Here is a 26713-nt window from a genome sequence, read left to right as displayed (position 1 = left end):
CCCGGCGGACCGGAGGGGTTGTATGGAGCGCGTGCACCCGATCGCCTCCGTCCTGACCCACGCCGCCACGGGCCACTTCCCCGCCGTCGACGGTGCCTGGCGGCGCGTCCCACCGTGGCGCGAGGGCATCGAGGGCGTCATCGCCTTCACGGGCCACGCCGTGCTCGCGGTCGCCGACGACGTCCACGACGACCACCTCGACGGGCTCGGGGCGGACGGCTTCGGCGGCGCGAGCAACCCGCGCGTCGTGTCGGCCCTCGCCGCGGGCGGCTGGATCGACTCCCTCGACGTCGTGCTCGTCGCGCGCGGCCGCGGCGGCGAGCCGGCCCTCGTGCCCCGCAGCGACCTGCGCAACCACCCGCGCGCCGAGCACGCCACCGCGGTCCGCAGCAGCGTCCGCACCTTCGGCTACCCGCAGGCCCGCGACAAGACCCTCGTCACCCTGTCGCTGGGGCTCGGTGGGCTGCCCGAGGTCGGCGTCGAGACCGACCCGGCGCGGGAGCGGTCCGGCACCGAGGTCGTCCGCGACAGCCTGACCCTCGTCCCCGAGGACGAGGTCGTCGTCGCGACGTGTGCGCCGGGCAACGCGCGGGCCCTGCGCGCTTTCCTCTCAGCGGGATTCGAGCCGGTCGCGTCGGTGCAGCTGTGGCGTCCGGAGCGGGGTTGACGGTCGTCGGAGGACTGGCGCGGGCGCGCCCGACGTGATCGGATCTCCCGGTGGACACCGCTGCCCGCCGCTTCAGCCCAGAGGCACGACTCCGGTACGCCCGCACCCTCGTCTGGCCCGTCGCGCCCCTCGCCGCGACCGCCTGGTGGGTCGTCGGGGCGCTGCCCTGGATCGTCGACGCCCTCGGCGCGTCCTCACCCCGGTACTGGGTCGCCGACGCCGTCACGGGTGAGGCGAGCGGGGGCTACGTCACGCTCCTGCCGTTCCGGACGGTGTTCCTCCCGCTGCTGCTGGCGATGACGCTCGTCGGCGGCGCCGCTGCCGGTCTCTGCGTCCGTTGGGTGCGCCGCGACGCGGGACGAAGGGTGCTGCCCGCGGCAGCCGCCGTGGTGGGTGCGCTCGCCGCCACGGCCTACTCGGTGGTCCAGTCGGCGGGCGCGACCCGGCAGCTCGGCAGCGACTTCGACCGGGACGACCGCGTCCTGGTCGGCATCGCGGCCGTCGCCGTCGCCGGTTCCCTCCTCGGGGCCGGGCTCGGTGCGGTCATGGCCCTCGCACGGCCGGGCGTCGCGGCCCTCGCCGCGGCGCCAGTGGCCGTGGCGGCCGGGGCCTGGACGACGCGCCTCGTCGTCGTGGCCCTCGGCGCCGAGGATGCCGGCTCGGTCGTCCAGTGGACCGCGCCCGCCACCGTCGGCCTCGTCGCCGGTCTCGCTCTGGCCCGGGTCGGCGGCACGAGCCGCCGACGCGTCGCCGGGTGGGCCGGCGTCGTCGTCGCCGTCGCCGTGACCCAGGCCGCCTCGGCCGCGTTCGAGCACCTCGCCGGCGGGCTGCGCACGGGTGTCGGCCTCCCCGGGACGCTGGGCGGGCTCGCGGCGGACGCGCGCGGTGTCTTCGTCACCGCCCTGCTGCCCACCCACCTGTCGTGGTGGTGGCTGCCCGTGGCCCTCGGCGTGGCCCTCGTCGTCGCGCCGCTCCGGTCCCCGGTGCCCGTCGCTCCCGTCGTCACCGGCGCCACCGGCGCCACCGAAGCCACCGGCGCCGCGCCGGGGCGTGTGCCGGTCGACAGCACGACGCGGCGACCGGCCGATCCGGCGTGGCGCCCGCCCCGTACGGTGGGGCCATGCTGCCCAGGACCGGGATGAGGAGAGCCGCGGCCGCCGCTGTGGCTGCGGCCGTCGTCGGCGGCCTCGGCGCCGGCTGCTCGATGTTCGAGCAGCCGCCCGCGCCCGACGACACCGCTCGCGCGCTCGCGGCCGGCCTGAGCAGGGCCGACGTGACGGGCGTCGCCCTCAGGGGCACCACGGCGCAGAAGGTCAACGCCTTCCTCGCGGCCGCCTTCAAGGGCATGGACGGCAAGCGTCCGGCCGTGACCCTCCAGCGGATGACCCACGCCGAGGGGTCCGAGCGGGCCACGGCCACCTTCGCGACGACGTGGGACGTGTCCGCGTCCCCGACCGACTGGACGTACACGACGCAGGCCGACCTCACCCTCGTCGACGGCACGTGGCAGGTGACGTGGAGCCCGCGGGTCGTCGCGCCCGACCTGCGCTCCGACGAGGGCCTCGCCCTGGCGCGCACGTGGCCGCGACGCGCCGACATCCTCGACCGCAACGGCGCCAAGCTCATGACCGAGCGCGAGGTGGCCGTCGTCGGCATCGACAAGACGAAGGCGTCGGGGTCCGCCGCCACGGCGTCGGCGCGCCGGCTGGCGGCGCTCGTCGGCGTCGACCCCGGCCGCTACGCCGCGAAGGTGTCGCAGGCGGGCAGCAAGGCCTTCGTCGAGGCCATCACCTTCCGCGCGGACGACCCGACGCTGACGAGGAACGCCCAGGCCATCGACCGGGTCCCGGGCGCCGTCACCGTGCCGGCGCTCCAGGTGCTCGGTCCCAGCCGCACCTTCGCGGCGCCCATCCTCGGCACCGTCGGGGAGGTGTCCGCCGAGGACGTCACGCGGTCCAAGGGCGTCCTCGAGGCCGGCGACACCATCGGCAAGAACGGCCTCGAGTACCGCTACGACGCCCGGCTGCGCGGTCGGCCGGGCCTCGCCGTGCAGGCGGTCCGGCGCGGCGCAGACGGCAGCGTCCTCGACAAGCGGGAGGTCTTCGCCGAGCAGTCCACGGACGGTACCCCCGTCACCGTGACGCTCGACGAGAAGCTGCAGGCCGCCGCCGAGGCGGCGCTCGCCCGCCAGACCCAGCGCCCCACGGCCCTCGTGGCCGTCCGCATCTCGACCGGTGAGGTGCTCGCCGCCGCGGTCGGCCCCGGAGCGAACGGCTCGACGCTCGCGCTCGCCGGCCGCAACCCTCCCGGCTCGACGTTCAAGATCGCGAGCTCGCTCGCCCTGGTCCGCAAGGGTGCGACGGCCGCGACGACGCTGCCGTGCACCGACTCGATCACCGTCGACGGCCGGCGCTTCAGCAACTACACGACCTACCCGAAGCAGCACCTCGGTGACATCCCGATGCAGACCGCCCTCGCGTTCTCGTGCAACACGGCCTTCATCAGCCAGTACCGGAAGGTGAGCCAGGCCGAGCTGGCCACGGCCGCGCAGTCGCTCGGCATGGGCGAGAAGCTCGACCTGCCCTTCACCGGCTTCCTCGGTTCGGTGCCCGCCACCGACGACACCGTCGAGCACGCGGCGTCGTTCATCGGGCAGGGACGCGTCGAGGCGTCGCCGCTGACGATGGCCCTCGTCGTCGCATCGGTCGTCAAGGGCCAGACGGTCCGGCCGGTGCTCGTCAAGGGCAGCCCGGCGCTGCCGGCGCCGGCGACGCCCCTGCGGCCGGAGGAGGCGCAGGTGCTGCGCCAGGAGATGCGGGCCGTCGTGCAGGAGGGCTCCGGCACCGTGCTCGCGCCGCTCGGTGTCGAGTACGCCAAGACCGGCACGGCCGAGTTCGGCACGAAGAACCCGCCGGACACCCACACGTGGATGGTCGCCGCACGCGGCGACATCGCCGTCGCCGCCTACAACGAGGTGGGCGACAACGGCGTCACCGGCTCGGCGCCGTTCATCATCGACTTCCTCAAGCGGACGAACGTCCGCTGACGCCCCACGCCCGAGACGCCACCCCCGCGGCCGGACGTGGCCCGCCACCGGAAAGTTGATCGAAGCGTTGCCTCCACCGACCGCGTCCTCCGTGCGCCGGCCACGGCCGGGGTCCACGATGGGACCCATGGGGCGCGCAGGCCGGTGCCTGGGACTGGCAGCCGTGGCACTCCTGCTCGCAGGGTGCGGCGTCGACGTGCCCTCCACCGACGGCGACTTCACGACACCACCCGCACCCGCCGGCGCCGAGGCGTCGACGTCGCCGGCCTCGACGAGCGCCGAGGACAGCATCGGACCCGAGTACGGGCCACAGTTCCCGCTGACGCTGCGCCGCACCGGGGGCGTCGCCGGCTTCGACGACCGCATCGTGCTGCGCGCCGACGGCAGGCTCCTCGTGGAGACCCGATCGGTGCACGGCCGCGTCTGCACCCTCAGCGGCCCGCAGCTGCGCCAGGTCGTCGGTGCGCTGAGCACCCTGCGTCTGGGGCCCTGGAGCGGCACCGTCGGCCCCGCGGGTGGGAGCGGCTCCGCCGACCCGGCCACCACGGCCGCGAGCGACCCCATCACCATCTCGGTCACCGACGACCGCTCGCGGGCCGTCGACCTCACCGACCCCTCGGTGGGCGAGGCCGCGGGCCTCGTCGGCTCGCTCGTCGCGGACGTGACCCTGTCCTCGCCCGCCACGACGCGCTGCGCCGACCCGCCCCCTCCCTGAGGACGCGGCGAGGCCGGTGTGCCGCGTGGGCGACACACCGGCCTCGCGTCGAAGCGGTGGAGGGGAGGTGACAGGGTGGGTCAGAAGTTCGTCGACACGTCGTCGACGACGAAGCTCGTCTGGAGCGAGGAGTCCTCGTTCATCGCGAACTTCAGGGTCACGTTGGTGCCCTTGTAGGCGGTGAGGTCGATCGTCTTCTGGACGTAGGAGGCCTTCGGCGTCGACAGGTTCGAGTAGCTGTGCTTCGTCACGCCGTTGATCTGCACGGTGGCCGTGTCGTAGGCGGTCGTGGTCGTCGTCTCGGCCGTGTCGATGCGGATGTAGTACGTCAGCGTCGGGGACGTCGCCGTCGAGGGGACCGCGAACGTCTGCGACTCGTTCTCCGAGGCGGTGCTGCCGTTGCCACCGAGCCACAGCTTCCAGGACCCGGTGCGTGCGGGACGGCCCGTGTTGTTGGTGATCGGGCCGGACGTGCCGGTCCAGCCGGTCTGGCCGGACTCGAAGCCACCGTTGGTCAGCGAGCCGCCGGTGGGCGGGGGCGTCGTGCCGCCGCAGGTCTCGGTGCTGGCCGGGGCGGCGATGGCGCCCATGGCCTTGTCGACCGCGGTGCACTCGGCCGAGCCGGCGCCGTAGAGGTCCTTGGCCGCCTTGATGACGCCGGTGCGGGCCGCCGCGTAGTTGCTGCTCGAGGTCAGGTACGTCGAGAGGGTGCGGTACCAGATCTTCTCCGCCTTGAGGTGGCCGATGCCGGTCACCGTCGAGCCGTCGCACGTCGGGCTGTTGTAGCTGACGCCGTTGATCGTCTTGGCGCCCGAGCCCTCCGAGGCCAGGTAGTACCAGTGGTTGAGGGGGCCGGAGGAGTAGTGCGGGTCGAGGCCGCCGAGCGAGCTGCTCCAGCAGTCCTTGGAGCCGCCGTCCTTGCTCGGCTTGTCCATGTAGCGCAGCGGCGTGCCGTTGCCGTTGATGTCGATCTCTTCACCGATGAGGTAGTCGGGCACGTCGCTCGGGTTGTTGGCGTACCACTCGACGCCCGTGCCGAAGATGTCCGAGGTCGCCTCGTTGAGGCCGCCCGCGTCGCCGGTGTAGGCCAGGCCCGCGGTGTTCTCCGTGACGCCGTGGCTCATCTCGTGCCCGGCCACGTCGAGCTCGACGAGCGGGGAGGCGTTGTTCGCGCCGTCGCCGTACGTCATCTGCGTCCCGTCCCAGAAGGCGTTGACGTAGTTCTGGCCGTAGTGGACACGGCTGCGGGCGCCGGTGCCGTTGTTCCAGATGCCGGCCCGGCCGAGCTGGGTGTTGTAGTAGTCGTAGGTCTTGCCGGCGCCGTAGTGGGCGTCGACGGCCGCCGACTGGCGGTTGCTCTGCGACCCGGTGCCCCAGACGTCGTCCGCGTCGGTGAAGGTCGTGCCGTTGCCGCTCGTTGCCTGGTTGAGGTCGGTCGCGTAGTTGCCGTGCGTGTCCTTCATCGTGTACGCGCCGGACGTGCCCGACGTCGCGAGGGACACGGTGCCGACGAAGATGCCGTTGCCCGTCCCCTCCTTGATGTCGTCCCAGCTCGTCAGCGTCCTGCCCGTGTTCGCGTCGACGATCGTGTGCAGGCGCGTCGGCGTCTGGTCGGCCTTGATGCCCTCGGTGACGACCTCGTAGGCCAGCTTCGGGCCGGTTGCCGACTGGAAGACGACGAGCTCGCCGGGGGTGGCCCTCTCGTCCCGAGTCGCCTGGGCGGCGGCCAGGCCGGCGGCGTGCGCCGTGCTGCGGGCGATCTTCGGCGAGAACGAGGCCGGGGTGACGTCCTTGCGGATGTTCCAGGTCACGCTCCGGACGGCGCCGGACGCGTCCTTGTGGCTGACGAAGTCGCCGCCGATGACGCGCAGGCCGCCCACCGTGCGCTCGTACCGGACGTGCGTGGCACCGTTCGGGTCGGCGATGACCGACTTGACGGTGAGCGCCTCCCCCTTGAGGCCGAGGGCGCTCGCGGTGGCCGCCGCGCGGGACTGCTCGGTCGCCTTGAGGGTCTGCGACTCGGGGGCGGGTGCCTTGTCGTGGCCGCCACCTGCCGCTGCACCCGCCGGGATTGCCGGCGAGATGGCCAGCGCGAGGGCCAGCAGGCCCCCGGTCGCCAGCCCGGACTTCAGTCGATTCACTGGGAACTCCTTGTCAGGATGCGGCTCGGTCGGCCGCCTCGGAGAGGTGTCCCGGCCGTCTCGCTGGGTGAGATGCGGCGGAACGAGCGCGACGCTCCCAGCCGTCCGGAATTCCGGTCAACGGGGCTTACCAAGTCTTTGCCAAACCCGGTCCAAACGCTGAGTAACGCCTGGCGACAGGGAGATTCGCGACTGGCGGGCGCTTGGCCGATCTCCCAGACTGACCCGCCGAGAGGCCGTGACGACCCCCCGCCACCGGCGTCGGCGCGGGGCTCGTGACGGCGTCGGTGGACGGCGGGCCGCACGGCCCGTCGGGTCTCCTAGGCTGGACGGCATGGGACGGGTCACGGTGCGGCGGAAGGTGACGACGGTCGACGTCGCCGCACCCCCGGAGCGCACCCGGACGACCCGACCGGACACCCTGACCGTCGAGGAGCCGCTCGAGATCCGCGTCGGGGACACTCCCCTGACGGTGACGATGCGCACGCCCGGGCACGACATCGAGCTCGTCCACGGGTTCCTCCTGTCCGAGGGCATCATCGGCGCGGCCGAGGACGTCTCGCTGGCCCGGTACTGCGCCGGCGCGGTCACCTCCTCCGACAGCGGTTTCGACGAGAACACCTACAACGTCATCGACGTGACGCTCGCCCCGGGCGTGGCACCGCCCGAGGCGTCTGCGGCCCGGGCCTTCCTCACCTCCTCGTCCTGTGGCGTGTGCGGCACCGCGAGCATCGAGCAGCTGCGCACCCGGACCGCCTTCGACGTCGCGGCCGACCCGATGACCGTCACCGCATCGACGCTGCTCGGCCTGCCCGACGCACTGCGCGCCAGGCAGCAGTCCTTCGACCGCACGGGCGGCCTGCACGCGGCGGGCCTGTTCACCTCCGACGGCGAGCTGCTCGCGGTGCGGGAGGACGTCGGGCGGCACAACGCCGTCGACAAGGTCGTCGGCTGGGCCATGCTCCAGGGGCGGCTGCCGGCCGCCGGGTGCATCCTCATGGTCTCGGGTCGCGCCTCGTTCGAGCTGGTCCAGAAGGCCGTCGTGGCAGGGATCCCCTGCCTCGCCGCCGTCTCGGCTCCGTCCTCGTTGGCCGTCGAGCTCGCCGAGGACGCCGGCGCGACCCTCGCCGGCTTCGTTCGCGGCACCCGCTTCAACGTCTACACCGGCGCCCACCGCGTCACCTGACCCGCCCGCTGCCGCCCACAGCCGCACACAGCCGCACAGCCGCCCGAGGAGCAACCGTGCCCGTCTTCGCGATCCACTACACCTACCCCGACGACCCCACCGAGATGCTGACGGTGCGGCCGGCGCACCGCGAGTGGCTCACCTCCCAGCCCGGTCTCCTCGTCGGAGGCATGTACCAGGCCGGGCTCGACGAGGTGAGCGAGGGCGAGACGACCGACCAGGAGCCCGCCAACGCCGCCCTCATCGTGTGGTCGGGCGAGTCGCTCGAGGCGGTCAGCGCCACCTTCGACCAGGACCCGTACTGGCAGGGCGGCTACGTGCTGCGGCGCGTCATCCGCGAGTGGGACCCACCGCTCGGCCCGTGGGTCGCCGACGCGACGAACTCCCCCGCCTGACGCGTCGGACCTCCCCGCCCGACGAGGCGGTCACGGCGACAGCGCACCGACGGCGCCACGTCGAGGCACCACGTGGCGCCCTGTTGCGGCGCGTCGCCGCCGATCGCCACGACAGGACGCCATCTGGCGCGTCGTCGCGTCAGAGGCGGGTGACGCGACCGTGCTCGACGTGCCAGCGCTCGTCGAGACGGACGTTCTCGAGCAGGCGACGGTCGTGGCTGACGAGCAGCAGCGCGCCGTCGTAGGACTCGAGCGCCTCCTCGAGCTGCTCGATGGCCGGCAGGTCGAGGTGGTTGGTCGGCTCGTCGAGGACGAGGAGGTTGACGCCGCGGGCCTGCAGCAGCGCCATCGCGGCGCGGGTGCGCTCACCGGGCGACAGGCGCCCGACCCGGCTGGCGACGTGGTCGGCCTTGAGCCCGAACTTCGCGAGCAGCGTCCGCGCGTCGGCGGGTGCGAGGTCGGGCAGCGCGTCGCCGAACGCGTCACCGAGCGGAAGGTCCTCGCGCAGGCCGGTTCGGCCCTGGTCGATCTCTCCGACCGCGACGCTGGCCCCGAGCGAGGCCCGACCCTCGTCGGGGGCGACCCGGCCGAGGAGCAGTGACAGCAGGGTCGTCTTGCCGGCACCGTTCGGGCCGGTGATGCCGATACGTCGGCGCGCCTCGACCTGCAGGGACGCCGGCCCGAGCGTCCAGTCACCTCGGCGCACGAGGGCTCCGTCGAGCGTCGACACGACGCTGCTCGACCGCGGCGCGGCGGCGATGCCGAAGTTCAGCACCCACTCCTTGCGCGGCTCGGCGACCTCGTCGAGCCGGGCGATCCGCGACTCCATCTGGCGCACCTTGCGGGCCTGCTTCTCGGCGGAGTCCTGCTGGGCGGCGCGACGGACCTTGTCGTTGTCGGGGCTCTTGCGCATCGCGTTGCGCACGCCCTTGGACGACCACTCGCGCACCGTACGGGCGCGCGCCTCGAGCCCGGCCTTCGTGCCGGCGTACTCGTCGTAGGCCTCGCGCGCGTGCCGCCGTGCGCGCTCACGCTCGTCGAGGTAGGACTCGTAGCCGCCGTCGTGGACGTGGACGGCGTTCTGGTGCAGGTCGAGCTCGACGACCCGGGTGACGCACCGGGCGAGGAACTCCCGGTCGTGGGACACGACGACGATGCCGCGACGCTGGCCGGCGACGAACGCCTCGAGCCGGTCCAGCCCCGCGAGGTCGAGGTCGTTCGTGGGCTCGTCGAGCAGCACGATGTCGAACCGGCTGAGCAGGAGCGCGGCGAGCGCGACGCGAGCCGCCTGGCCGCCGGACAGCGACGTCATCGGGGCGTCGGTGCCGACGTCGAGGCCGAGCTCGGCGAGGACGGCCGGCAGCCGGTCCTCGAGGTCCGGTGCGCCGCTGGCCAGCCAGTGCTCGAGGGCGACCGCGTACCGGTCGTCGGCGGCCGGGTCCGTGCCCAGCTCCGACGCGGCCTGCTCCATCTCCGCGGTCGCCGCTGCCGCGCCGGTGCGGCGCGCCACGTGGCCGGCCACCGTCTCACCGGTCACGCGCTCGTGCTCCTGGGGCAGCCAGCCGACGAACGCGTCGGCCGGCGCGGTCGTGACGCTCCCGGCGAGCGGCACGTCCACACCGGCGAGCAGGCGCAGCAGCGTCGACTTGCCGGCGCCGTTGGGGCCGACGACACCGACGACGTCTCCGGGCGCGACGGTCAGGTCGAGGTGCTCGAAGAGGGTGCGGTGCGCGTGGCCGCCGGCGAGGTCCTTGGCGACGAGGGTCGCGGTCACAGCGGGTGCACCGTGACGACGTCGCCGTCGATGAGCTCGTCGACCGGCTCGGGCACCTCGACGAGGCAGTTGGCCGCCGCGAGCGCCGTGAGGTGACGCGCGTCGGGCGCACGCACCGTGCCGTCGGGCGACAGGACGCTCGTCAGCAGCTGGAGTCGTCCCGCTCGGGTGCGCCGGCGGGGCCCCCGGTACGTCGCGCTGACCGGCACGCGCGGCGGCGCACCGTGCCGGGCGTCGAGCGCGGGCCGGACCAGCACATGGAAGGCGACGAACGCGCCGGTCGGCGTGCCGGGCAGGCAGACGACCGGCGTGGAGCCCCAGCGCCCGAGGCCCTGCGGCCCGCCGGGCTGGAGCGCGAGGTGGACGAAGCGGAAGCCGTCGACGGGCTCGCACACCTGCCGGACGACCTCGTGCGCCCCCGCGCTGACGCCGCCGGTCGTCACGACGAGGTCGACGGTCGGTGACGCGTCGAGCTGCTCGAGCAGCCCGCGGAGCACGGCCGGCTCGTCGGGGCAGGTGTCGATCCGGGCGAGGGTGGCGCCGGCGGCCTCGAGGAGGGCGGCGACCATGTCGGAGTTCGACTCGTGGATGCCTCCCGGACCGGGGTCGAGGCCGGGGTCGGTCAGCTCGGCCCCGGTGGCGACGACGGCGACCCGGGTGCGCCCGTGGACCTCGGCGTGGACGCAACCGGCGGAGCGGGCGAGCGCGATCACCCCCGGCGTCAGGACGGCGCCGGCCACCGCGACGACGCCGCCGGCGCACAGGTCCTCGCCGCGCAGGCGGACGTGCTGGCCGGGCTCGACCGGTCCGGTGACGGTGACCGACGCCGGCGCCGGACCGGTGCGGGCGGCGTCGGTGCGCTCGACCGGAACGACCGCCCGGGTCCCCTCCGGCAGCCGGGCGCCGGTCATGACCCGCGCGGCCTGGCCCGGGCCGAGGCTGAACGTCGGCGCGTCACCGGCGGCGACGTCGCCGACGACGGGAAGGGTGGCGGTGGGCGCGTCATCCGGGTCGTCGGTCAGGTCGGTGGCCAGGTCGGCGGTCAGGTGCACCGCGTAGCCGTCCATGGCGCTGTTGTCGAAGCGCGGGAGGTCGTCGCGGGCGAGGAGGTCGGCCGCGAGGTACCGGCCGCGCGCACGGTGGTCGAGCGCGACGCGCTCCACGGGCGCGACACCGAGCAGCTCCGCCACTGCGGCGCCGTGCTCAGCCACGGAGACGTGGTGTGGGTGGTCGCTCGGCACGCGGCAAGTCTGCCGCACCGCGGGCGGACACCGCGGCCGGGTCTGCGCCGGTGGCTCGTTACGGTCGGTGGATGCCTTCCGCACCCATCCGGCGGCACGTCGGCCAGGCCGTCGTCCCGGTCCGCGACCTGGCGCGCTCCGCGCGCTGGTACGGCGAGGTGCTCGGCGTCGAGCCGGACGCCGCGTCGCACGACGGCACGATCCTCGACATCCCCGTGCAGGACGGCCCAGGGATCGCGCTCGACGCCACCCGCCCCGACTTCACTCCCGAGCGCACCCGACGCGTCAGCACTCGATGACGTTGACGGCGAGGCCACCACGGGCGGTCTCCTTGTACTTCACCTTCATGTCGCGGCCGGTCTCACGCATCGTCTTGATGACCTTGTCGAGGCTGACGACGTGGGAGCCGTCGCCGCGCAGCGCCGTGCGGGCCGCCGTGATGGCCTTGACCGAGGCGATGGCGTTGCGCTCGATGCACGGGATCTGGACCAGCCCGCCGACCGGGTCGCAGGTCAGGCCGAGGTTGTGCTCCATGCCGATCTCGGCTGCGTTCTCGACCTGCTCGGGGGTGCCGCCCATGACGGCGGCCATGGCCCCGGCCGCCATCGAGCACGCGGAGCCGACCTCGCCCTGGCAGCCCACCTCGGCGCCGGAGATCGAGGCGGTCTCCTTGTAGATGACGCCGATGGCGCCGGCCGTCAGCAGGAACCGGACGATGCCGTCGCGGTTGGCGCCCGGCACGAAGTTGGCGTAGTAGTGCAGGACGGCCGGGATGATGCCGGCGGCACCGTTGGTCGGGGCGGTGACGACGCGTCCGCCCGAGGCGTTCTCCTCGTTGACGGCGAGGGCGTAGAGGGTGATCCAGTCCATGCCGCGCAGCGGGTCGTCGGTGCTGCCCTCGACCCGCAGCCGCCGGGCGAGCTCGGGGGCGCGACGCCGCACGCGCAGGCCGCCGGGGAGCACGCCCTCGGTCTCGATGCCGTTGCGGACGCACTCCTTCATGACGGCCCAGATCTCGAGGAGCCGCTCGCGGACCTGCTCCTCGGTGCGCCACGACAGCTCGTTCTCGAGCATGATCCGGGCGATCGACTTGCCCGTCTCGCGGCAGTGCGCGAGCAGCTCGTCGGCGGTCCGGAACGGGTGCGCGACCGGCGTCGAGTCCTCGACGATCTTCGAGGACCCGTCGGCGTCCTCGCCGACGACGAACCCGCCGCCGACCGAGTAGTACGTGTGCGAGGCGACGACCTCGCCGGACCCGTCGAGCGCGGTGAACGTCATGCCGTTCGGGTGCAGCGGGAGGGCCTTGCGCCGGTGCAGCACGAGGTCCTCGTCCTCCACGAGGTCGATCTCGTGCTCACCGAGGAGGCTGAGGCGCCGGCGCGACCGGATGTCGGCCAGGCGACCCTCGACGGCCCGCGGGTCGCACGACTCCGGCCGCTCGCCCGTGAGGCCGAGCAGGACCGCCTTGTCGCTCCCGTGCCCGTGGCCGGTGGCGCCGAGGGACCCGAACAGCTCGGACCGCACGCGCGCGACCTCCCCCAGGCGTCCCTCCTCGCGCAGCCCCTCGGCGAACAGCGCGGCGGCCCGCATGGGCCCGACGGTGTGTGAGCTCGACGGCCCGATGCCGATCGAGAAGAGGTCGAAAACGCTGAGCGCCATGCTGTCCTGACTTCGTGTCGTCGTTGACGTCTGCCACCCGGGGTGGTGGGTGACCGCTCGACTCTACGTCCACCCGCTGGCCGGACGCACACGCCTCGACGCGGCCCCTCCGAGCGGCGCCGCTGCCCTGCCGCGCGGACGGCCCGCGGGTGACCTAGATTCGAGCCGTGCCGCACCCCACGCCAGCGCAGCCGCGCTGGGTCGACGCCTCGGCCGTGCGCCGGGCGCTCTCGCCGGACCGGGCCCGCCGCCTGCTCCGGCAGGCGCTCGTCGACGGCCTCGACCCGGCCGTCGACCCGCCCCGCCAGGCCCTCGGCACCGACGCGGGACAGCTGCTCGTCATGCCCTCGGCCAGCCGCACCGCCGCGGGCGTCAAGGTGCTGTCGGTCGCGCCGGGCAACGGCGCCCGCGGGCTCGAGCGCATCCAGGCCGTGTACGTGCTCATGGACGGCGAGACGTTGACGCCGAGCGCACTCCTCGACGGCGCGGCGATCACCTCGCTGCGCACACCCGCGGTGTCGGCGGTCGCGGTCGACGCGCTGTCCGCGCCGGAGGTCGAGTCCGTCGTCATCTTCGGCAGCGGACCCCAGGCGCTCGGGCATGCCGAGGCGCTGCTCGCCATCCGGCGTCCGTCGTCGGTGACCGTCGTCGGACGCCGACGCGACGCCGCCCGGGCCACGGCCCAGCGGCTGTCGGGTCTCGGCACGAGCACCCACCTCGGGACGCGAGCCCTGACGGCCGACGACCACGAGGTCGAGCAGGCCGTCCGCGAGGCGCAGGTCGTCGTCACCGCGACGTCGTCCGCGACCCCGGTCCTCGAGGACGCGTGGGTCACCGACGGCACCTGCGTCGTGGCCATCGGCTCCCACGAGGCACATCGGCGTGAGCTGCCGGGCCGGCTCCTCGGGCGCTCCCTCGTCGTCGTCGAGGACGTCGCCACGGCCCGCCGTGAGGCGGGGGACGTCATCCTCGCCGCGGCGCAGGGCCACCTCGCCTGGGGGGACGTGCGTGACCTCCGGGACGTCGTCCTCGGCCGGGTCGAGCGGGTGACCGACCGGCCCACCGTCTTCAAGAGCGTCGGCATGGCGTGGCAGGACCTCGTCGTCGCCGAGCACGCCGCGCGGAGCCGGGACTGACCCCGTGTTGCGCGCCCGCGGGTTCGGCGCAATTCCTGCGACGCCGCCGCCGTTCCGAGCGACGATGGCCTCCGCGCCACTACTGGCCCGTCACCCGGCGTCGAGCAGCGGCCGGGCGACGGACGAGGGCCCATCCACCGGATGCGGATGGGCCCTCGTGTCGTGCGTGGGCCCTGGTCAGTCGCCGCGCCGGCCGATGAGCCAGCCGACGAGGGCGCCGACGAGCGCCGCCCCCGCGTACGGCGCGTAGCGCTGCACGAGGACGGGCAGGACCGCGGTGCCGAGGTCGAGCGCGTCCTGGCCACCTGCCCGCGCCGTCGACGCCTCGGGCGCGGCGTCGGCCGAGGTGACGCCCTTGGCCGGCTCCGACGTCTGCGACGCACCCGACGGCTGTGACGCCCTCGATGCCTCCGACGCCCCAGAGGCCCCAGACGCACCGGACGCCTCCGACGCCCCGGAGGACGCCGAGGCCCCCGACGACGCCGAGGCCCCGGCCGTCACCGGCGCCCCTGTCGCGTCGGCCTGCTCCGTACCCGCGCCGCCGAGCTGCTTCTCGATGCACGCGACGAAGGCCTGGAGCAGCTTGTCGGAGACGTCCTGCATGACCCCCCGGCCGAACTGCGCCGGCTTGCCGGTCACGGCGAGGTCGGTGACGACGTCCGCCCGGGTGCCGTCGAGGTCGGGGCGCAGGGTGATCGTCACCGTGGCCCCGGCCGTTCCGTTGCCCCGCTTGTCCTTGCCCTTGGCCTCGATGACCGCGTGGTGCACGAGGTCGTCGCGTTGCACGATCGACCCCGACCCGGAGTACACGAGGGCGATGGGCCCGAGCTTGACCTTGACCGTGCCCGAGAAGGTGTCGTGCGTCGTGTCGGTGACCGTGGCACCGGGGAAGCAGCCGCCGACGCGCTCGAGGTCCATGAACAGGGCCCACGCGTCCTCGACCGAGGTCGGCACCGTGAAGGAATGGGTCAGCTCCACCGGCGATCACGCCCCCGCCGCGGCGAGGACGGCCCGGCGCGTCAGGACCGTCGCCAGGTGCCGCCGGTAGTCGGCGTCGCCGTTGAGGTCCGAGGGCGGGTCGGTGCCCTCGGCGACGGACGCCACGGCCTCGCGGACCGCCTCGTCGGTGGCCTGCTTGCCGACGAGCGCCTGCTCGACCGCCCTGGCGCGCAACGGCGTCGAGCCCATGTTCGTCAGGCCGACGCGGGCCTCGGCGATCGAGCCGCCGTCGGTCCGGACCGCCGCCGCGACCCCGACGATCGACCACTGGTGGCTGACCCGCACGAACTTCTCGTAGTGCGCCCCCCACCCGGTGTGCTTCGGGATGCGGATCTGGGTCAGCAGCTCGCCGTCGCCGACGGCCGTGGTGAAGAGGTCCTCGAAGAAGTCGTCGGCCGCGACCGTGCGGGTGCTGCCGCCCTCCCCGGCGATGACCATCTGGGCCGCGAGCGCGAGCGCCGGCGCCCCGACGTCGCCGGCCGGGTCGGCGTGCACGAGGGCGCCGCCGACCGTGCCGCGGTGGCGGATCTGGGGGTCGGCCACCGTGGCGATCGCCTTGGACAGCAGGGCCGCGTGGGTCGACACCGCCTCGGACGCGAGCACCTCGGCGTACGGCGTCATGGCGCCGATGACGACGTGGTCGCCGTCCTCGGAGATGCCGCGCAGCTCGGCGATGCGGCCGAGGTCGACGACGACGCCGGGGGCGTTGAGCCGCATCCGCAGGATCGGCAGCAGGGACTGCCCGCCGGCGAGGACCTTGGCCTCGTCGCCGTGCTCGGCGAGCGCGGCGACGGCCTCCTCGACGCTCGACGGGGCGAGGTAGTCGAACGATGCGGGGATCACTGGTCGCTCCCTTCACCGAGGCCGGCGGCCGGGTCGGCGTTCGGCGCTCCCTCGTCGAAGTGGGGTTGGGCGTCGCGGTCGCCCTCGGTCGTGACGGCTGCCCCCGCCTGGATGGCCTTCCACACCCGCTGGGGGGTGCACGGCATGACGAGGTCGTCGACGCCGAGGTGGCGCACGGCGTCGACGATGGCGTTGACGACGGCCGGCGTCGACGCGATGGCTCCGGCCTCACCCACCCCCTTGGTGCCGAGCTTGGTGTACGTGGAGGGCGAGGTGGTGTGGTCGGTGACGAAGCTGATCGTGTCGGCCGTCGTGGGCAGCGTGTAGTCGACGAAGGAGCCCGTGACGAGCGTGCCCTGGTCGTCGTACTCGGCGCCCTCCCACAGAGCCTGCGAGATGCCCTGGACGAGGCCGCCGTGCACCTGGCCCTCGACGATGAGCGGGTTGATGATGGTGCCGATGTCGTCGACGCACACGTACTTGCGCATCGTCGTGGCGCCCGTCTCGGTGTCGACCTCCATGGCGCACAGGTGGGTGCCGTGCGGGAACGAGAAGTTCTCGGGGTCGAAGGTCGCGTCCGCGTCGATGCTCGGCTCGACACCGTCGGGCAGGTTGTGGCCGGTCCACGTCGCGAGCGCGACGTCGGCCATCCCGATCCCCTTGTCGGTGCCCTTGACCCCGAAGCGACCACCGGTGAACTCGATGTCGTCGACACTCGCCTCGAGCAGGTGCGCCGCGATCGGCTTCGCCTTCTCGATGACCTTGTCGGCGGCCCGGACGACGGCCTCGGCCCCGACGACGAGCGAGCGCGACCCGTAGGTGTCCATGCCCTTGGGGGCGATCTGGGTGTCGCCGTGGAGCACCTCGACGTCCTCGAACGGCACGCCGAGGCGGTCGGCGACGATCTGGCTCCACGCCGTCTCGTGCCCCTGGCCGTGCGGCGAGGTACCGGTGAGGACCTCGACCTTGCCGGTGGCGAGCATCCGGATGCTCGCCGACTCCCAGCCGCCCGCGGCGTAGTTGAGCGCGCCGAGGATGCGCGAGGGCGCCAGGCCACACATCTCGGTGAACGTCGAGATGCCGATGCCCAGCTGAACCGGGTCGCCGGACTCACGGCGCCGCTTCTGCTCGGCGCGCAGCTCGTCGTAGCCGAAGAGCTCCTTGGCCTTGGCCGTCGCGGCCTCGTAGTTGCCGGAGTCGTACGTCATGCCCGCCACGGTCGTGAACGGGAACTCCTCGTGCGTGATCCAGTTCTTCTCGCGGATCTCGAGCGGGTCGACGCCGACCTCGACGGCGAGCTCGTCCATGAGCCGCTCGATGGCGTACGTCGCCTCCGGGCGTCCCGCGCCGCGGTACGCGTCGACCCACGTCTTGTTCGTCAGCAGCGTGCGGACGGTGAAGTGGTAGGCGGCGAACTTGTAGATCGAGTTGAACATCCACGCGCCGAGCACCGGCACGCCACCGCCCACGAGGCCGACGTAGGCGCCGAGGTCGGCCAGCAGCTCGACCTTGAGCCCGGTGACGGTGCCGTCCTTCTCGGCGGCGAGGGTCAGCTTCTGCCACTGGTCGCGCCCGTGGTGGCCCGACAGCAGCGACTCGGAGCGGGTCTCGGTGTACTTGCACGGCTTGCCGACGAGCCGGGCGACGGCGATGGTCGCGAACTCCTCCGGCGTCGTCTGCAGCTTGCCGCCGAAGCCGCCGCCGACGTCGGGCGCGATGACACGCACCTTGGACTCGGGCACGCCGGTGGTGGCCGCGACGAGGAACTTGAGGATGTGCGGCACCTGCGTCGAGGTCCACACGGTCAGCTGCTCGCCGGTCGGGTCGCAGACGGTCGAACGCGGCTCCATGAAGGCAGGCAGCAGCCGCTGCTGGCGGTACTCCCGCTCGATGAGGATGCCGCCCTCGCGCGCCTTCGCGATGGCCTCCTCGACGTCGCCGCCCGAACCCTGGGCCGCCGAGTCGAGCGTCCAGACGGCGCTCGTGTTGGTGCCGAGGTCGGGGTGGGCGAGGACCTCGTCCTTCGCGGCCTCCTTGAGGTCGAGGACCGCCGGCAGCTCCTCGTAGTCGACGTCGACGAGCTCGACGGCGTCGCGGGCGGCCGCCGCGGAGCGCGCGACGACGACCGCGACGATCTCGCCGGAGCACGCGACGTGCTCGACGACGATCGGCAGGTGGTCCGGGGTCTTCTGCTCGGCGTTGAGCGGCCACGCCGTGGCGACGAGGCCCTGCTTGCCCTCGACGTCGGCGCCCGTGACGACGGCGACGACGCCCGGGGCCGCCTTGGCAGCGGCCGTGTCGATGGCGGTGATCCGGGCGTGCGCGAAGGGGCTGCGCACCATGGCGAGGTGGAGCATGCCGGGCAGCTGGATGTTGTCGGTCCAGCGGGTGCGGCCGGTGATGAGGCGCTGGTCCTCCTTGCGGCGTCGGGCCCTGCCGATCTCGCCGCCCGCCTCGGTGGGCCGGTCCTCGGTGATCGTCATGAGGACACCGCCTGCGAGCTGAGGTCCCTGGCCGCCTGCTGCACGGCCTTGACGATGTTGTGGTAGCCCGTGCAGCGGCACAGGTTGCCCTCGAGGCCCTCGCGGATCTCCTGCTCGCTCGGGTCGGGGTTGTCCTTGAGCACGTCGCAGGCCTGCATGATCATGCCCGGGGTGCAGTAGCCGCACTGGAGCGCGTGGCACTCGTGGAAGGCCTTCTGGACGGGGTGGAGCTCGCCGTCGGTGGCGAGCCCCTCGATGGTGGTGACCTCGTGGCCGTCCGCCTGCACGGCGAGGACGTTGCACGACTTGACGCTCGTGCCGTCGAGGTGGACGGTGCACGCGCCGCAGTTGCTCGTGTCGCACCCGATGACGGTCCCGGTCTTGCCGAGCGTCTCGCGCAGGTAGTGGACCAAGAGGGTCCGGGGCTCGACGTCGTCGGAGTACTCGACCCCGTCGACGTTCACGGTGATACGGGTCATTCGCTGTGTCCTCCTGCCGCGCTGCAGTTGACTTCCCACGGTGAGTCTTTGCCACAAGCGGTTCGCGCACAAGGGGCTGTCGCCACGGACGCCGGACGGACTCCGGACGAGGCGGGCGCCGGACGCAGACCCGGCCGCCGGACCGGGACGCGGCCTCGTCGGCGCCTGCCCCGCGGGGCAGACTGTCGCCCATGACGTTCCACGCCGACGACTACCAGGCGCTCCCCTCGCGCTACGACTCGATGACCTACCGCCGGACCGGCCGCTCCGGCCTCGACCTGCCGGCCGTCTCGCTCGGCCTCTGGCACAACTTCGGCGACGACGTGCCGCTCGAGAACCAGCGCGCGACGCTGCGCCGGGCCTTCGACCTCGGCGTCACCCACTTCGACCTCGCGAACAACTACGGTCCGCCCTACGGCAGCGCCGAGCGCAACTTCGGCACGATCTTCGCCCAGGACTTCAGGCGCTACCGCGACGAGCTCGTCATCAGCAGCAAGGCCGGCTACGACATGTGGCCGGGCCCCTACGGCCAGGGCGGCGGCAGCCGCAAGTACGTCCTCGCGTCGCTCGACCAGTCGCTGCAGCGGATGGGCCTGGACCACGTCGACATCTTCTACAGCCACCGCTTCGACGACACGACGCCGCTGGAGGAGACCATGGGCGCGCTCGACACCGCGGTGCGCCAGGGCAAGGCCCTCTACGTCGGCATCTCGAGCTACTCGGGGGCGCGCACGCGGGAGGCCGTCGAGATCCTGCGCTCCCTCGGCACGCCGCTGCTCATCCACCAGCCGAGCTACTCGATGCTCAACCGCTGGGTGGAGGAGGACCTGCTCGACGTCCTCGGCGAGGAGGGTGTCGGGTGCATCGCGTTCAGCCCGCTCGCGCAGGGGATGCTCACCGACCGGTACCTCGACGGCGTCCCCGAGGGCTCGCGCGCCTCGCAGGGCAAGTCGCTGTCGACCGACCTGCTGACCGAGCAGAACCTCAAGCACGTCCGCGCCCTGAACGACATGGCGAAGGAGCGGGGCCAGTCACTGGCGCAGCTGGCGCTGGCCTGGGTGCTGCGCGACGATCGGGTCACCTCGGTGCTCGTCGGCGCCTCGTCGGTGCGCCAGCTGGAGAACAGCCTCGGCTGCCTCGACAACCTGACCTTCACCGACGACGAGCTGCGCCGCATCGACGAGCACGCCGTCGAGGGCGGCATCAACCTCTGGAAGACCTCCAGCGCCCACTGACCCGAGCCCACCGACGACCGTTGGTCACCGAACCGTTCCGACATGCCGCGTCGACACGCGGGTGCGGCGAGGACGGTGGATCAACGGTCGTCGGTCGGGCCGAGGCGCTCCGCCTCCGCTCAGTCGAGGAAGCTGCCGACGAACGCGAGGACGTCGGGCCGGTCGACGCGGAAGACGCCGCCCGTGCCACCGCACGTCGAGTTGATCCCGAACGAGGTCACGGCCGCGACGACGTTCGAGCTGCCGAGGAAGTTCGGCCCGCCCGAGTCACCGAAGCACGTGCCGCCCGAGCTCGCGTTGTTCGACAGCAGCAGCGACTGCGGGCCGGTGAACCCGGTGTTGACCTGGAGCAGGTACGGGTGCGCCACCATGCGGATGCGCAGGGCCTGCTCCTTCCACGACGCGGCGTCCGGGAACGACTGCTGCAGGCCGTAGCCCACGGCCGTGAACGTCGTCGAGCGGCGCGGCTTGAGCGCGTCGAGCTGGTTGCTCGACGGCAGGGAACCGTAGGCCGGCATCGCCATCGGCTCGTCGAGGACGACGACGCCGACGTCGTGCAGGTAGAAGGCGTCGGTGTCGAAGTCGGGGTGCGTGTACGGCGTGCCGCCGACCTGTCCTGTCGTCGGGTAGCCGTTCTGCGGGCGGCCATTCTCGACGTCGGACTGGAACCAGATCTCGACGTGGGCGGCAGGCGCCTCGGTGCAGTGCCCGGCGGTGAGGTACACCGTCGGGCTGAGCAGCGTGCCGGAGCAGCGCCAGAGCGGGTTGCCCTTGGCGTCCTGGGCGACCATGAGCCCGACGAACGGGTGGGCGTCCCCGTCGAGCGCCCCGTCGGTGATGGCGGCGGCCGGGGCCGCTGCCCCGGAGACGAGCGCGAGGGTCGCGACGAGCGCGAGCCAGAGCTTCTTCATGAGCTGACCTTTCGAGGGCTGGCACGCCGCGGCGAGCGGCGCGTCCCCCCGAGGGATGCCGCCACCGTAGGCCAGCCCGGGCGTCCGCGTCTCGTCGTTCCCGAGAGTTTCCCGGGAGTTCGGTGGGAGCCCGCCGTCAGGCGACGCCGCCGCGCGGCCGCCAGCCCGGGCCGCGGAGCAGGTACCCGACGCGGTCGCGCCACGAGGCGGCGGCCCGTACGTCCGACCAGATCGACGCGTACTCGTGCGTCGCGACGACGAGGGGGTTGTACGTGCGCAGCTGCGTGGTCAAGCCGTAGAGGACGCGCTCGCCCTCGGGCTCGAAGGTGCCGAAGAGCCGGTCCCAGACGATGAGGATGCCGCCGTAGTTGCGGTCGAGGTACGCGTCGTTCGTCCCGTGGTGGACGCGGTGGTGCGACGGCGTGTTGAGGACGAGCTCCACCGGGCGCCAGAGGGTCCCGACGCGCTCGGTGTGGAGGAAGAACTGGTAGACCAGCGAGACGGACTGCTGCAGGAAGATGGCCCAGGGAGGCACCCCGAGGATCGCGAGCGGCGCCCAGAACGGCACGCCACCGAACGGCGTCCACGTCTGGCGGAGCGCGGTCGAGAGGTTGTAGCGCCGGCTCGAGTGGTGCACGACGTGGCTGGCCCAGAGGATCCGCACCTCGTGGTGCGCCCGGTGGTACCAGTAGTACGCGAGGTCCTCGGCGAGGACGATGACGACCCACGTCCACCACAGCGCCGTGTCCAGGCGCAGCGGGCTCAGCTCGTAGAGGGCCGCGTAGACGACGAGCTGGACCGCCTTGTAGCCGACGCCGACGCCGACGCTGCCCAGACCCATGGCGAGGCTGGTGGCCGTGTCCCGCACCTCGTAGCCCACGACGTCGTCGTCGGGCGCGAACCACAGCGAGGCGACCTCGACGACGATGAACAAGACGAAGAACGGGATCGCCGCGAGGATGAGGTCGACCATCACGCCCCCTCGGCCGCGCCGGCACGGACCCGGGACGTGCCGCTCTCGCCGAGCGCCTCCCAGACGTCGAGGGCCTGGCGCAGGATGGCGTCGGCGAGCCGGGCCGCCTCGTCGGCGTCGCCGGACGCGATGGCCGCCCCGAGCGGTCGGTGCGGCAGCAGGTCGGCGCGGTCGGCCGCGAGCAGCGCCTCCATGACCTCGGGCCGGGCGTCGATCGCGTGGATGAGCGAGTTGAGCGCGAGGCGGAACGCGAGGTTGCCGGACGCCTCGACCACCTCGAGCCAGAAGGCGCGGTCGGCGTCCGTCGACGAGGCGTCGTCGTAGGCGGCCGCTGCCGCGGTGACGCGCCCGCGGGCCTCGGGCGTCGCCCGGAGCGCCGCGAGCCGTGCCGCGTCGACCCCGATGCAGCGACGCATCTCCAGCCCGTCGCGCAGGACGCCGGGCTCGAGCGCGCCGCCCGAGCGGGCCAGGTGGGCGAGCAGGTCGAGGCCCGCGCTGCTGCGCACGTCGAGGACACGGGTGCCGCCGCCGTGGACGACGCGGACGAAGCCGGCCGCCTGCAGGCGCTGGAGCGCCTCGCGGACCGCGTGCCGGTTGACGGCGAAGGAGGCCGCGAGCTCGCGCTCGGGCGGGAGGTTCTCGCCGGGGGCGAAGCGACGCGTCAGGACGGCATCGCGCAGCTCGGCGAAGACCTCGTCGGAGACCGACCGTCGGGCCACGGGGGTGAATCCATGCTCGTCCATGCGCGACACCCTGCCCGACGAGTGGCGCACTCATCAAGAGGTTGGACCAATTTCGCGAGGCGGTCCGCCCGGTAGGTTGGCGCCGTGCCCGACACCGACGTCACGATCCTCAGCATCCAGGAGCGGCTCTACCCGGACCTGCCCTGCTTCGGCTGCGGCCAGGCCAACGAGCGCGGACTGCGCCTGCGCAGCTACCCGCTCGGCGCGGCGGCGGCCGACGGCGTCACCGCGTCGTTCACGCCGTGGCCGGAGCACGACAACGGCCTCGGCTACCTCAACGGCGGCATCATCAGCACGGTCCTCGACTGCCACAGCGCGGCCGCGGTCATGCTCGAGGCGGAGCGCGGCGGGTGGCCACCACTGCCCGGCGCCGACCTGTCGTACGTCACGGCCGGGCTCGACGTGCGCTACCTGCGCCCGGCGCCGCTGCACGACCCCGTCGAGCTGTTCGCGGCGGTCGTCCACGCGTCCGAGCCGCAGATGACCGTCGAGGTGCAGCTGCGCTGGGACGGCAAGGTGCGCGCGCAGGCCACCGCGCTGTGGAAGCGCTGGCGGCCGCGCGCCTGAACGTTCAGGTCGACGCCCCGGCGTCCGGCTCCGTGTCGTGCGCGGGATGGTGGTGGTGGATCGGGCCGGCGAGGTCGCCGAGACGCTCGCCCCCACCGCCCCACCGCAGGGCGATGATCTCGGCGGCGATCGAGACGGCGGTCTCCTCGGGCGTGCGCGCGCCGAGGTCGAGCCCGATCGGCGAGCTCATCCGCGCCAGCTCGGCATCGGTGAGGCCGGCCTCCCGCAGCCGCGCCAGCCGGTCCTCGTGGGTGCGCCGCGAGCCCATCGCCCCGATGTAGGCGACGTGGGGCAGGCGCAGCGCCACCTCGAGCAGCGGAACGTCGAACTTCGGGTCGTGGGTCAGCACCGCGATGACCGTGCGGGCGTCGACGCGCCCCGCGTCGACCTCGGCGGTGAGGTAGTCGTGCGGCCACGTGACGACGACCTCGTCGGCCCCGGGGAAGCGGGACGCCGTCGCGAAGACGGGTCGGGCGTCGCACACGGTGACGTGGTAGCCGAGGAACCCCCCGACACGGGCGACCGCGGCGGCGAAGTCGATGGCGCCGAAGACGAGCATGCGCGGCTTGGGCGCGTGCGCGGCGACGAAGACCCGCATGCCCTCGCCCCGACGCTCACCGTCCGGCCCGTAGGTCAGCGTGCCGGTCGTGCCCTGGGCGAGCATGCCGCGCGCGTCGTCGCGCACCGCGTCGTCGGCGCGTTCGCTGCCGAGGGTCGAGGTCGAACGGGCGTCCCCGGCCTCCTCGGCCCCCTCGGCCCCCTCGGCCTCCTCGGCGTGGATGACGAGGCGGCGCCCGACCCGTGACGGGTCGGGGTGCTCGATGACGGTCGCGACGGCGACCGGGCGCCCCGCCGCGATGTCGGCGGCGACCTCGCCGAGCTCGGGGAAGGTGTCGCGCGAGACCTTCTCGACGAAGACGTCGAGGATGCCGCCACAGGTCAGGCCGACGGCGAAGGCGTCGTCGTCGCTGACCCCGTAGCGCTGCAGCACGGGCGTGCCGGACGCGACGACCTCCTGGCCCAGCTCGTACACGGCACCCTCGACGCAGCCGCCCGACACCGACCCGACGGCCTCGCCGCCGGGACCGACGAGCATCGAGGCGCCCGGCTGGCGCGGCGCCGAGCGCCACGTGCCCACGACCGTGCCCACGCCGACGGTCTCGCCGGCCGACCACCAGCGCATCAGGTCCGGGAGCACCTCACGCACGGGCCACCACCTCGATCAGCTCCTCGAACGCGGCGAGCGAGTGGCCCGCCACGAAGTCGTCAACGTGCGGCAGGGCAGCGACGATTCCCTGCTGCACCGGCTCGTAGCCGACCTTGCCACGGTGCGGGTTGGCCCAGACGACGCGATGGGCGAGCCCGGCCAGGCGGCGCATCTGCTCGCCGAGCACCTCGGGCCCGGTGCGCTCCCAGCCGTCGGAGACGACGACGACGACGGCGCCCCGGGCCATGCCGCGCCGGCCCCACCGGTCGAGGAAGGCGCCCACGGAGTCGCCCAGGCGGGTGCCGCCGGACCAGTCCGGCACGACGCGTCCCGCGGCCGTGAGCGCACGGTCTGGGTCGCGCTCGTGCAGGGCCCGGGTCACGTGCGTCAGCCGGGTGCCCATGGTGAACACCTCGACGTGGTCACAGCGGCGGACGTAGGCGTGCGCGAGCCGTAGCAGGCTGTCGGCGTAGGGACTCATCGAGCCGGACACGTCGACGAGCAGCACGACACGTCGGGCCCGGACTCCCCTGCGCCGGTGGCGGATCCGGCCCGGCTCACCCATCCGGCGCAGCTGTTCGCGCAGCGTCGCCGGGCCGTCCACCGTGCCCGACCGCGCCCGCACGTGGCGTCGGGCCCGCCGGCGCGGGGACCGCGGGTCGAGCGCGTCGAAGAGCCGCGCCGCGGCCGCGCGCTCGGCGGCGCTCAACGTGGCGAGGTCCCGGTGCCGGAGCACCTCGGTGTCGCTGGCGCGGGCCCGGACCGTGTCGCCGGCCGACGAGTCCTCGCCCTCGGTCTCGGCACCGAGCGGCGCCCGGCGCACCGGCGGACGGGCGACATCCGCGCGCGAGCCCCGGCGCACCTCCTCCGGGCCGAACCAGCGCTCGAACACCTCGTCGTAGACCGGGAAGTCGGCGGGCACCGAGGTCAGCGTGGCCCGCCCGGCCCAGTAGACGCCCGTCCGCCGCGCGACGCCGACCGTGGCGACCGCCACGAGGAAGGTGCGCTCGCGGTCGGCGGTCACGGCCAGTCCCGCCGCCCGCAGGGCCCGGGCGAAGCCGAGCAGCCACGCGTCCGGCGGCGCCTCGGCCGGCCGGTCGGCGAGCGCCCCCGAGGTCATGCCGTGAGCAGCCTGTCGAGCGCGGCGCGGACCCGCTCGGAGTCCTCGCGGTACTTCAGGGCGGCACCGAGCGTCGCAGCCGCCACCTCGGTGTCGAGGCGGGTGGCGCCGACGGCCTCGAGGGCGCGGGCCCAGTCGAGGGTCTCGGCGACGCCGGGCACCTTGATGAGCTCGCCCGACGCGCGCAGCCGCTGGACCACGGCCACGACCTGGCCCGCCAGCGCCTCGGACACCTCGGGCAGCCGGGACCGCACGATCTCGAGCTCGCGGGCCAGGCCGGGGTGGTCGATCCAGTGGTAGAGGCAGCGACGCTTCAGCGCGTCGTGCAGCTCCCGGGTGCGGTTGGAGGTGAGCACGACGAGCGGCGGGGTGGCGGCACCGATGGTGCCGAGCTCGGGGACGGTGACCTGCCACGTCGAGAGCACCTCGAGCAGGAACGCCTCGAACTCGTCGTCGGCGCGGTCGATCTCGTCGACGAGCAGGACGCAGGGCGCCGAGCGCAGGGCCTCGAGGACCGGCCGCGCGAGGAGGAACCGCTCGTCGAAGAGCTCCTCCTCCAGGGCCCGGGCGTCCCCGCCCGCGTCGCGCGAGACCGCCTCGACGGCCCGCAGGTGCAGGATCTGGCGCGGGAAGTCCCAGTCGTAGAGGGCCTGGGTGGCGTCGATGCCCTCGTAGCACTGCAGCCGGATCAGCCGCAGGCCGAGCGCCTCGGCGAGGGCCTCGGCGAGGGCCGTCTTGCCCGTGCCCGGCTCGCCCTCGAGCAGCAGCGGACGCGAGAGCCGCCCGGCCAGGAAGGTGACGGTGGAGAGCGCCTCGTCGGCGAGGTAGCCGGTGCGGGCAAGGGCCGACGCGACGTCGGCGGGGCTGGCGAGGGCGGGCTCCATGCCCCGAGCATCGCCGATGAGCGGCCCCGGTGGAAGCGGGGCGGGGGCGTCGACGGCCCGGCAGCTGCCGGGGGACGGCGTCAGGGGCTCGCGTCGAGCTCGCTCCAGGTGTCGGCGTCGCGGCCGGTCGCGAGGTCGCCGCACTCGACGAGCTCGTGCGCGTGGGTGCGGAAGTGGTCCCGCGCGCCACGGTCGCCCACCGCGGTGGCGACGACGCTCTCCCAGTGGTCGCGACCGATGAGGGCCGGGTGGCCGGGCACGCCGTCGTAGACCTGTCTCTTATACACATCTGACGCTGCCGACGACGGA

Annotated in this window: 24 protein-coding genes and 1 pseudogene; 10 read left to right on the top strand and 15 right to left on the bottom strand. The window is 73.6% G+C overall.

Translation table 11 applies throughout. From position 1 onward, the window contains the following. Positions 1–22 precede the first annotated feature (22 nt). The 4 genes from ACR9ZK_RS03335 to ACR9ZK_RS03320 all read left to right on the top strand — a co-directional run bounded on the left by ACR9ZK_RS03335 (position 23) and on the right by ACR9ZK_RS03320 (position 4428). Positions 23–667 (top strand): N-acetyltransferase, encoded by a 645-nt coding sequence (locus ACR9ZK_RS03335; RefSeq protein ID WP_481340272.1) that lies wholly within the window; start codon positions 23–25, stop codon positions 665–667. A 50-nt stretch (positions 668–717) separates the two neighbouring features. Next, positions 718–1809 (top strand): hypothetical protein, encoded by a 1092-nt coding sequence (locus tag ACR9ZK_RS03330; RefSeq protein ID WP_481340270.1) that lies wholly within the window; start codon positions 718–720, stop codon positions 1807–1809. Further along, on the top strand, positions 1788–3713 hold the full coding sequence (locus ACR9ZK_RS03325; protein ID WP_481340268.1) for a penicillin-binding transpeptidase domain-containing protein: 1926 nt from the start codon (positions 1788–1790) through the stop codon (positions 3711–3713). Before ACR9ZK_RS03330 ends, ACR9ZK_RS03325 begins: the two co-directional genes overlap by 22 nt. Before the next feature lie 127 nt (positions 3714–3840). Beyond that, on the top strand, positions 3841–4428 hold the full coding sequence (locus tag ACR9ZK_RS03320) for a hypothetical protein (protein WP_481340266.1): 588 nt from the start codon (positions 3841–3843) through the stop codon (positions 4426–4428). Between the two features lie 80 nt (positions 4429–4508). Here ACR9ZK_RS03320 and ACR9ZK_RS03315 read toward each other — a convergent pair whose 3' ends face one another. Next, a complete protein-coding gene (locus ACR9ZK_RS03315; RefSeq protein WP_481340264.1) occupies positions 4509–6569 on the bottom strand; it encodes a M4 family metallopeptidase in 2061 nt (686 codons plus the stop codon). Positions 6570–6903: 334 nt separating this feature from the next. On the opposite strand from ACR9ZK_RS03315, the gene fdhD reads away from it, so the two are divergent. Together fdhD and ACR9ZK_RS03305 are read left to right on the top strand one after the other, a co-directional pair. Continuing rightward, positions 6904–7755, top strand: a complete 852-nt coding sequence (gene fdhD / locus ACR9ZK_RS03310; protein WP_481340262.1) for a formate dehydrogenase accessory sulfurtransferase FdhD — start codon at positions 6904–6906, stop codon at positions 7753–7755. 56 nt (positions 7756–7811) lie between these two features. Next, entirely contained in the window at positions 7812–8150 is a 339-nt protein-coding gene (locus ACR9ZK_RS03305) for a YciI family protein (protein ID WP_481340260.1), read from the top strand. 139 nt (positions 8151–8289) lie between these two features. Here ACR9ZK_RS03305 and ACR9ZK_RS03300 read toward each other — a convergent pair whose 3' ends face one another. Next, positions 8290–9924 (bottom strand): ABC-F family ATP-binding cassette domain-containing protein, encoded by a 1635-nt coding sequence (locus ACR9ZK_RS03300; protein ID WP_481340258.1) that lies wholly within the window; start codon positions 9922–9924, stop codon positions 8290–8292. Then, positions 9921–11135, bottom strand: a complete 1215-nt coding sequence (locus ACR9ZK_RS03295; RefSeq protein ID WP_481340256.1) for a molybdopterin molybdotransferase MoeA — start codon at positions 11133–11135, stop codon at positions 9921–9923. The genes ACR9ZK_RS03300 and ACR9ZK_RS03295 overlap by 4 nt, the downstream gene beginning before the upstream one ends. 101 nt (positions 11136–11236) lie before the next feature. Between ACR9ZK_RS03295 and ACR9ZK_RS03290 the strand changes: the two genes are divergently transcribed. After that, positions 11237–11464 (top strand): VOC family protein, encoded by a 228-nt coding sequence (locus tag ACR9ZK_RS03290; protein ID WP_481340254.1) that lies wholly within the window; start codon positions 11237–11239, stop codon positions 11462–11464. Here ACR9ZK_RS03290 and ACR9ZK_RS03285 read toward each other — a convergent pair. Beyond that, positions 11451–12824 carry an L-serine ammonia-lyase gene (locus ACR9ZK_RS03285; RefSeq protein ID WP_481340252.1) on the bottom strand — a complete coding sequence of 458 codons (1374 nt, stop codon included), beginning with the start codon at positions 12822–12824 and terminating at the stop codon, positions 11451–11453. The genes ACR9ZK_RS03290 and ACR9ZK_RS03285 overlap by 14 nt on opposite strands. Positions 12825–12991: 167 nt before the next feature. Here ACR9ZK_RS03285 and ACR9ZK_RS03280 point away from each other — a divergent pair, with 167 nt between their 5' ends. Continuing rightward, complete coding sequence (locus ACR9ZK_RS03280) at positions 12992–13960, top strand: ornithine cyclodeaminase family protein (RefSeq protein WP_481340250.1); 969 nt, start codon at positions 12992–12994, stop codon at positions 13958–13960. A 177-nt stretch (positions 13961–14137) separates the two neighbouring features. On the opposite strand, the gene ACR9ZK_RS03275 is transcribed toward ACR9ZK_RS03280, so the two are convergent. The 4 genes from ACR9ZK_RS03275 to ACR9ZK_RS03260 are packed head-to-tail and all read right to left on the bottom strand — an operon-like array spanning position 14138 to position 18764. Next, a complete protein-coding gene (locus ACR9ZK_RS03275) occupies positions 14138–14938 on the bottom strand; it encodes an SRPBCC family protein (protein ID WP_481340248.1) in 801 nt (266 codons plus the stop codon). A 6-nt stretch (positions 14939–14944) separates the two neighbouring features. Continuing rightward, positions 14945–15802, bottom strand: coding sequence for an FAD binding domain-containing protein (locus ACR9ZK_RS03270; RefSeq protein ID WP_481340246.1), 858 nt, complete (start codon positions 15800–15802; stop codon positions 14945–14947). Further along, positions 15799–18285, bottom strand: a complete 2487-nt coding sequence (locus ACR9ZK_RS03265) for a xanthine dehydrogenase family protein molybdopterin-binding subunit (RefSeq protein WP_481340244.1) — start codon at positions 18283–18285, stop codon at positions 15799–15801. The genes ACR9ZK_RS03270 and ACR9ZK_RS03265 overlap by 4 nt, the downstream gene beginning before the upstream one ends. Beyond that, positions 18282–18764 (bottom strand): (2Fe-2S)-binding protein, encoded by a 483-nt coding sequence (locus ACR9ZK_RS03260; RefSeq protein ID WP_481340242.1) that lies wholly within the window; start codon positions 18762–18764, stop codon positions 18282–18284. Before ACR9ZK_RS03260 ends, ACR9ZK_RS03265 begins: the two co-directional genes overlap by 4 nt. 191 nt (positions 18765–18955) lie before the next feature. Here ACR9ZK_RS03260 and mgrA point away from each other — a divergent pair, with 191 nt between their 5' ends. Next, entirely contained in the window at positions 18956–19999 is a 1044-nt protein-coding gene (gene mgrA / locus ACR9ZK_RS03255; RefSeq protein WP_481340240.1) for an L-glyceraldehyde 3-phosphate reductase, read from the top strand. 119 nt (positions 20000–20118) lie between these two features. Here mgrA and ACR9ZK_RS03250 read toward each other — a convergent pair whose 3' ends face one another. The 3 genes from ACR9ZK_RS03250 to ACR9ZK_RS03240 form a co-directional block, all read right to left on the bottom strand. Beyond that, complete coding sequence (locus ACR9ZK_RS03250) at positions 20119–20910, bottom strand: trypsin-like serine protease (RefSeq protein WP_481340238.1); 792 nt, start codon at positions 20908–20910, stop codon at positions 20119–20121. Positions 20911–21046: 136 nt separating this feature from the next. Further along, a complete protein-coding gene (locus tag ACR9ZK_RS03245) occupies positions 21047–21883 on the bottom strand; it encodes a sterol desaturase family protein (protein ID WP_481340236.1) in 837 nt (278 codons plus the stop codon). Beyond that, positions 21883–22626: a FadR/GntR family transcriptional regulator gene (locus ACR9ZK_RS03240; RefSeq protein ID WP_481340234.1), complete on the bottom strand. Its 744-nt coding sequence runs from the start codon at positions 22624–22626 to the stop codon at positions 21883–21885. The genes ACR9ZK_RS03245 and ACR9ZK_RS03240 overlap by 1 nt, the downstream gene beginning before the upstream one ends. An 84-nt stretch (positions 22627–22710) precedes the next feature. On the opposite strand from ACR9ZK_RS03240, the gene ACR9ZK_RS03235 reads away from it, so the two are divergent. Then, positions 22711–23193 carry a PaaI family thioesterase gene (locus tag ACR9ZK_RS03235; protein ID WP_481340231.1) on the top strand — a complete coding sequence of 161 codons (483 nt, stop codon included), beginning with the start codon at positions 22711–22713 and terminating at the stop codon, positions 23191–23193. A 4-nt stretch (positions 23194–23197) separates the two neighbouring features. On the opposite strand, the gene ACR9ZK_RS03230 is transcribed toward ACR9ZK_RS03235, so the two are convergent. The 4 genes and pseudogenes from ACR9ZK_RS03230 to ACR9ZK_RS03215 form a co-directional block, all read right to left on the bottom strand. Beyond that, positions 23198–24400 carry an XdhC family protein gene (locus ACR9ZK_RS03230; protein WP_481340229.1) on the bottom strand — a complete coding sequence of 401 codons (1203 nt, stop codon included), beginning with the start codon at positions 24398–24400 and terminating at the stop codon, positions 23198–23200. Beyond that, positions 24393–25520 carry a vWA domain-containing protein gene (locus ACR9ZK_RS03225; protein WP_481340226.1) on the bottom strand — a complete coding sequence of 376 codons (1128 nt, stop codon included), beginning with the start codon at positions 25518–25520 and terminating at the stop codon, positions 24393–24395. Before ACR9ZK_RS03225 ends, ACR9ZK_RS03230 begins: the two co-directional genes overlap by 8 nt. Then, positions 25517–26404 (bottom strand): AAA family ATPase, encoded by an 888-nt coding sequence (locus ACR9ZK_RS03220; RefSeq protein WP_481340224.1) that lies wholly within the window; start codon positions 26402–26404, stop codon positions 25517–25519. Before ACR9ZK_RS03220 ends, ACR9ZK_RS03225 begins: the two co-directional genes overlap by 4 nt. 80 nt (positions 26405–26484) lie before the next feature. Continuing rightward, positions 26485–26713, bottom strand: a pseudogene (locus ACR9ZK_RS03215) (hypothetical protein); the annotation flags it as partial.

The sequence above is a fragment of the Monashia sp. HAY1-5C genome, from assembly GCF_056755255.1.
This window is presented reverse-complemented; position numbering and strand designations above follow the sequence as displayed.

What these genes read in the sequence shown, in the direction of transcription:
- ACR9ZK_RS03335 (WP_481340272.1), top strand. Translation starts at nt 23, where the DNA reads ATGGAGCGCGTGCACCCGATCGCCTCCGTCCTGACCCACGCCGCCACG.
- ACR9ZK_RS03325 (WP_481340268.1), top strand. Translation starts at nt 1,788, where the DNA reads ATGCTGCCCAGGACCGGGATGAGGAGAGCCGCGGCCGCCGCTGTGGCT.
- ACR9ZK_RS03320 (WP_481340266.1), top strand. Translation starts at nt 3,841, where the DNA reads ATGGGGCGCGCAGGCCGGTGCCTGGGACTGGCAGCCGTGGCACTCCTG.
- fdhD (WP_481340262.1), top strand. Translation starts at nt 6,904, where the DNA reads ATGGGACGGGTCACGGTGCGGCGGAAGGTGACGACGGTCGACGTCGCC.
- ACR9ZK_RS03290 (WP_481340254.1), top strand. Translation starts at nt 11,237, where the DNA reads ATGCCTTCCGCACCCATCCGGCGGCACGTCGGCCAGGCCGTCGTCCCG.
- ACR9ZK_RS03285 (WP_481340252.1), bottom strand. Translation starts at nt 12,824, where the DNA reads ATGGCGCTCAGCGTTTTCGACCTCTTCTCGATCGGCATCGGGCCGTCG.
- ACR9ZK_RS03265 (WP_481340244.1), bottom strand. Translation starts at nt 18,285, where the DNA reads ATGACGATCACCGAGGACCGGCCCACCGAGGCGGGCGGCGAGATCGGC.
- ACR9ZK_RS03260 (WP_481340242.1), bottom strand. Translation starts at nt 18,764, where the DNA reads ATGACCCGTATCACCGTGAACGTCGACGGGGTCGAGTACTCCGACGAC.
- mgrA (WP_481340240.1), top strand. Translation starts at nt 18,956, where the DNA reads ATGACGTTCCACGCCGACGACTACCAGGCGCTCCCCTCGCGCTACGAC.
- ACR9ZK_RS03250 (WP_481340238.1), bottom strand. Translation starts at nt 20,910, where the DNA reads ATGAAGAAGCTCTGGCTCGCGCTCGTCGCGACCCTCGCGCTCGTCTCC.
- ACR9ZK_RS03245 (WP_481340236.1), bottom strand. Translation starts at nt 21,883, where the DNA reads ATGGTCGACCTCATCCTCGCGGCGATCCCGTTCTTCGTCTTGTTCATC.
- ACR9ZK_RS03240 (WP_481340234.1), bottom strand. Translation starts at nt 22,626, where the DNA reads ATGGACGAGCATGGATTCACCCCCGTGGCCCGACGGTCGGTCTCCGAC.
- ACR9ZK_RS03225 (WP_481340226.1), bottom strand. Translation starts at nt 25,520, where the DNA reads ATGACCTCGGGGGCGCTCGCCGACCGGCCGGCCGAGGCGCCGCCGGAC.
- ACR9ZK_RS03220 (WP_481340224.1), bottom strand. Translation starts at nt 26,404, where the DNA reads ATGGAGCCCGCCCTCGCCAGCCCCGCCGACGTCGCGTCGGCCCTTGCC.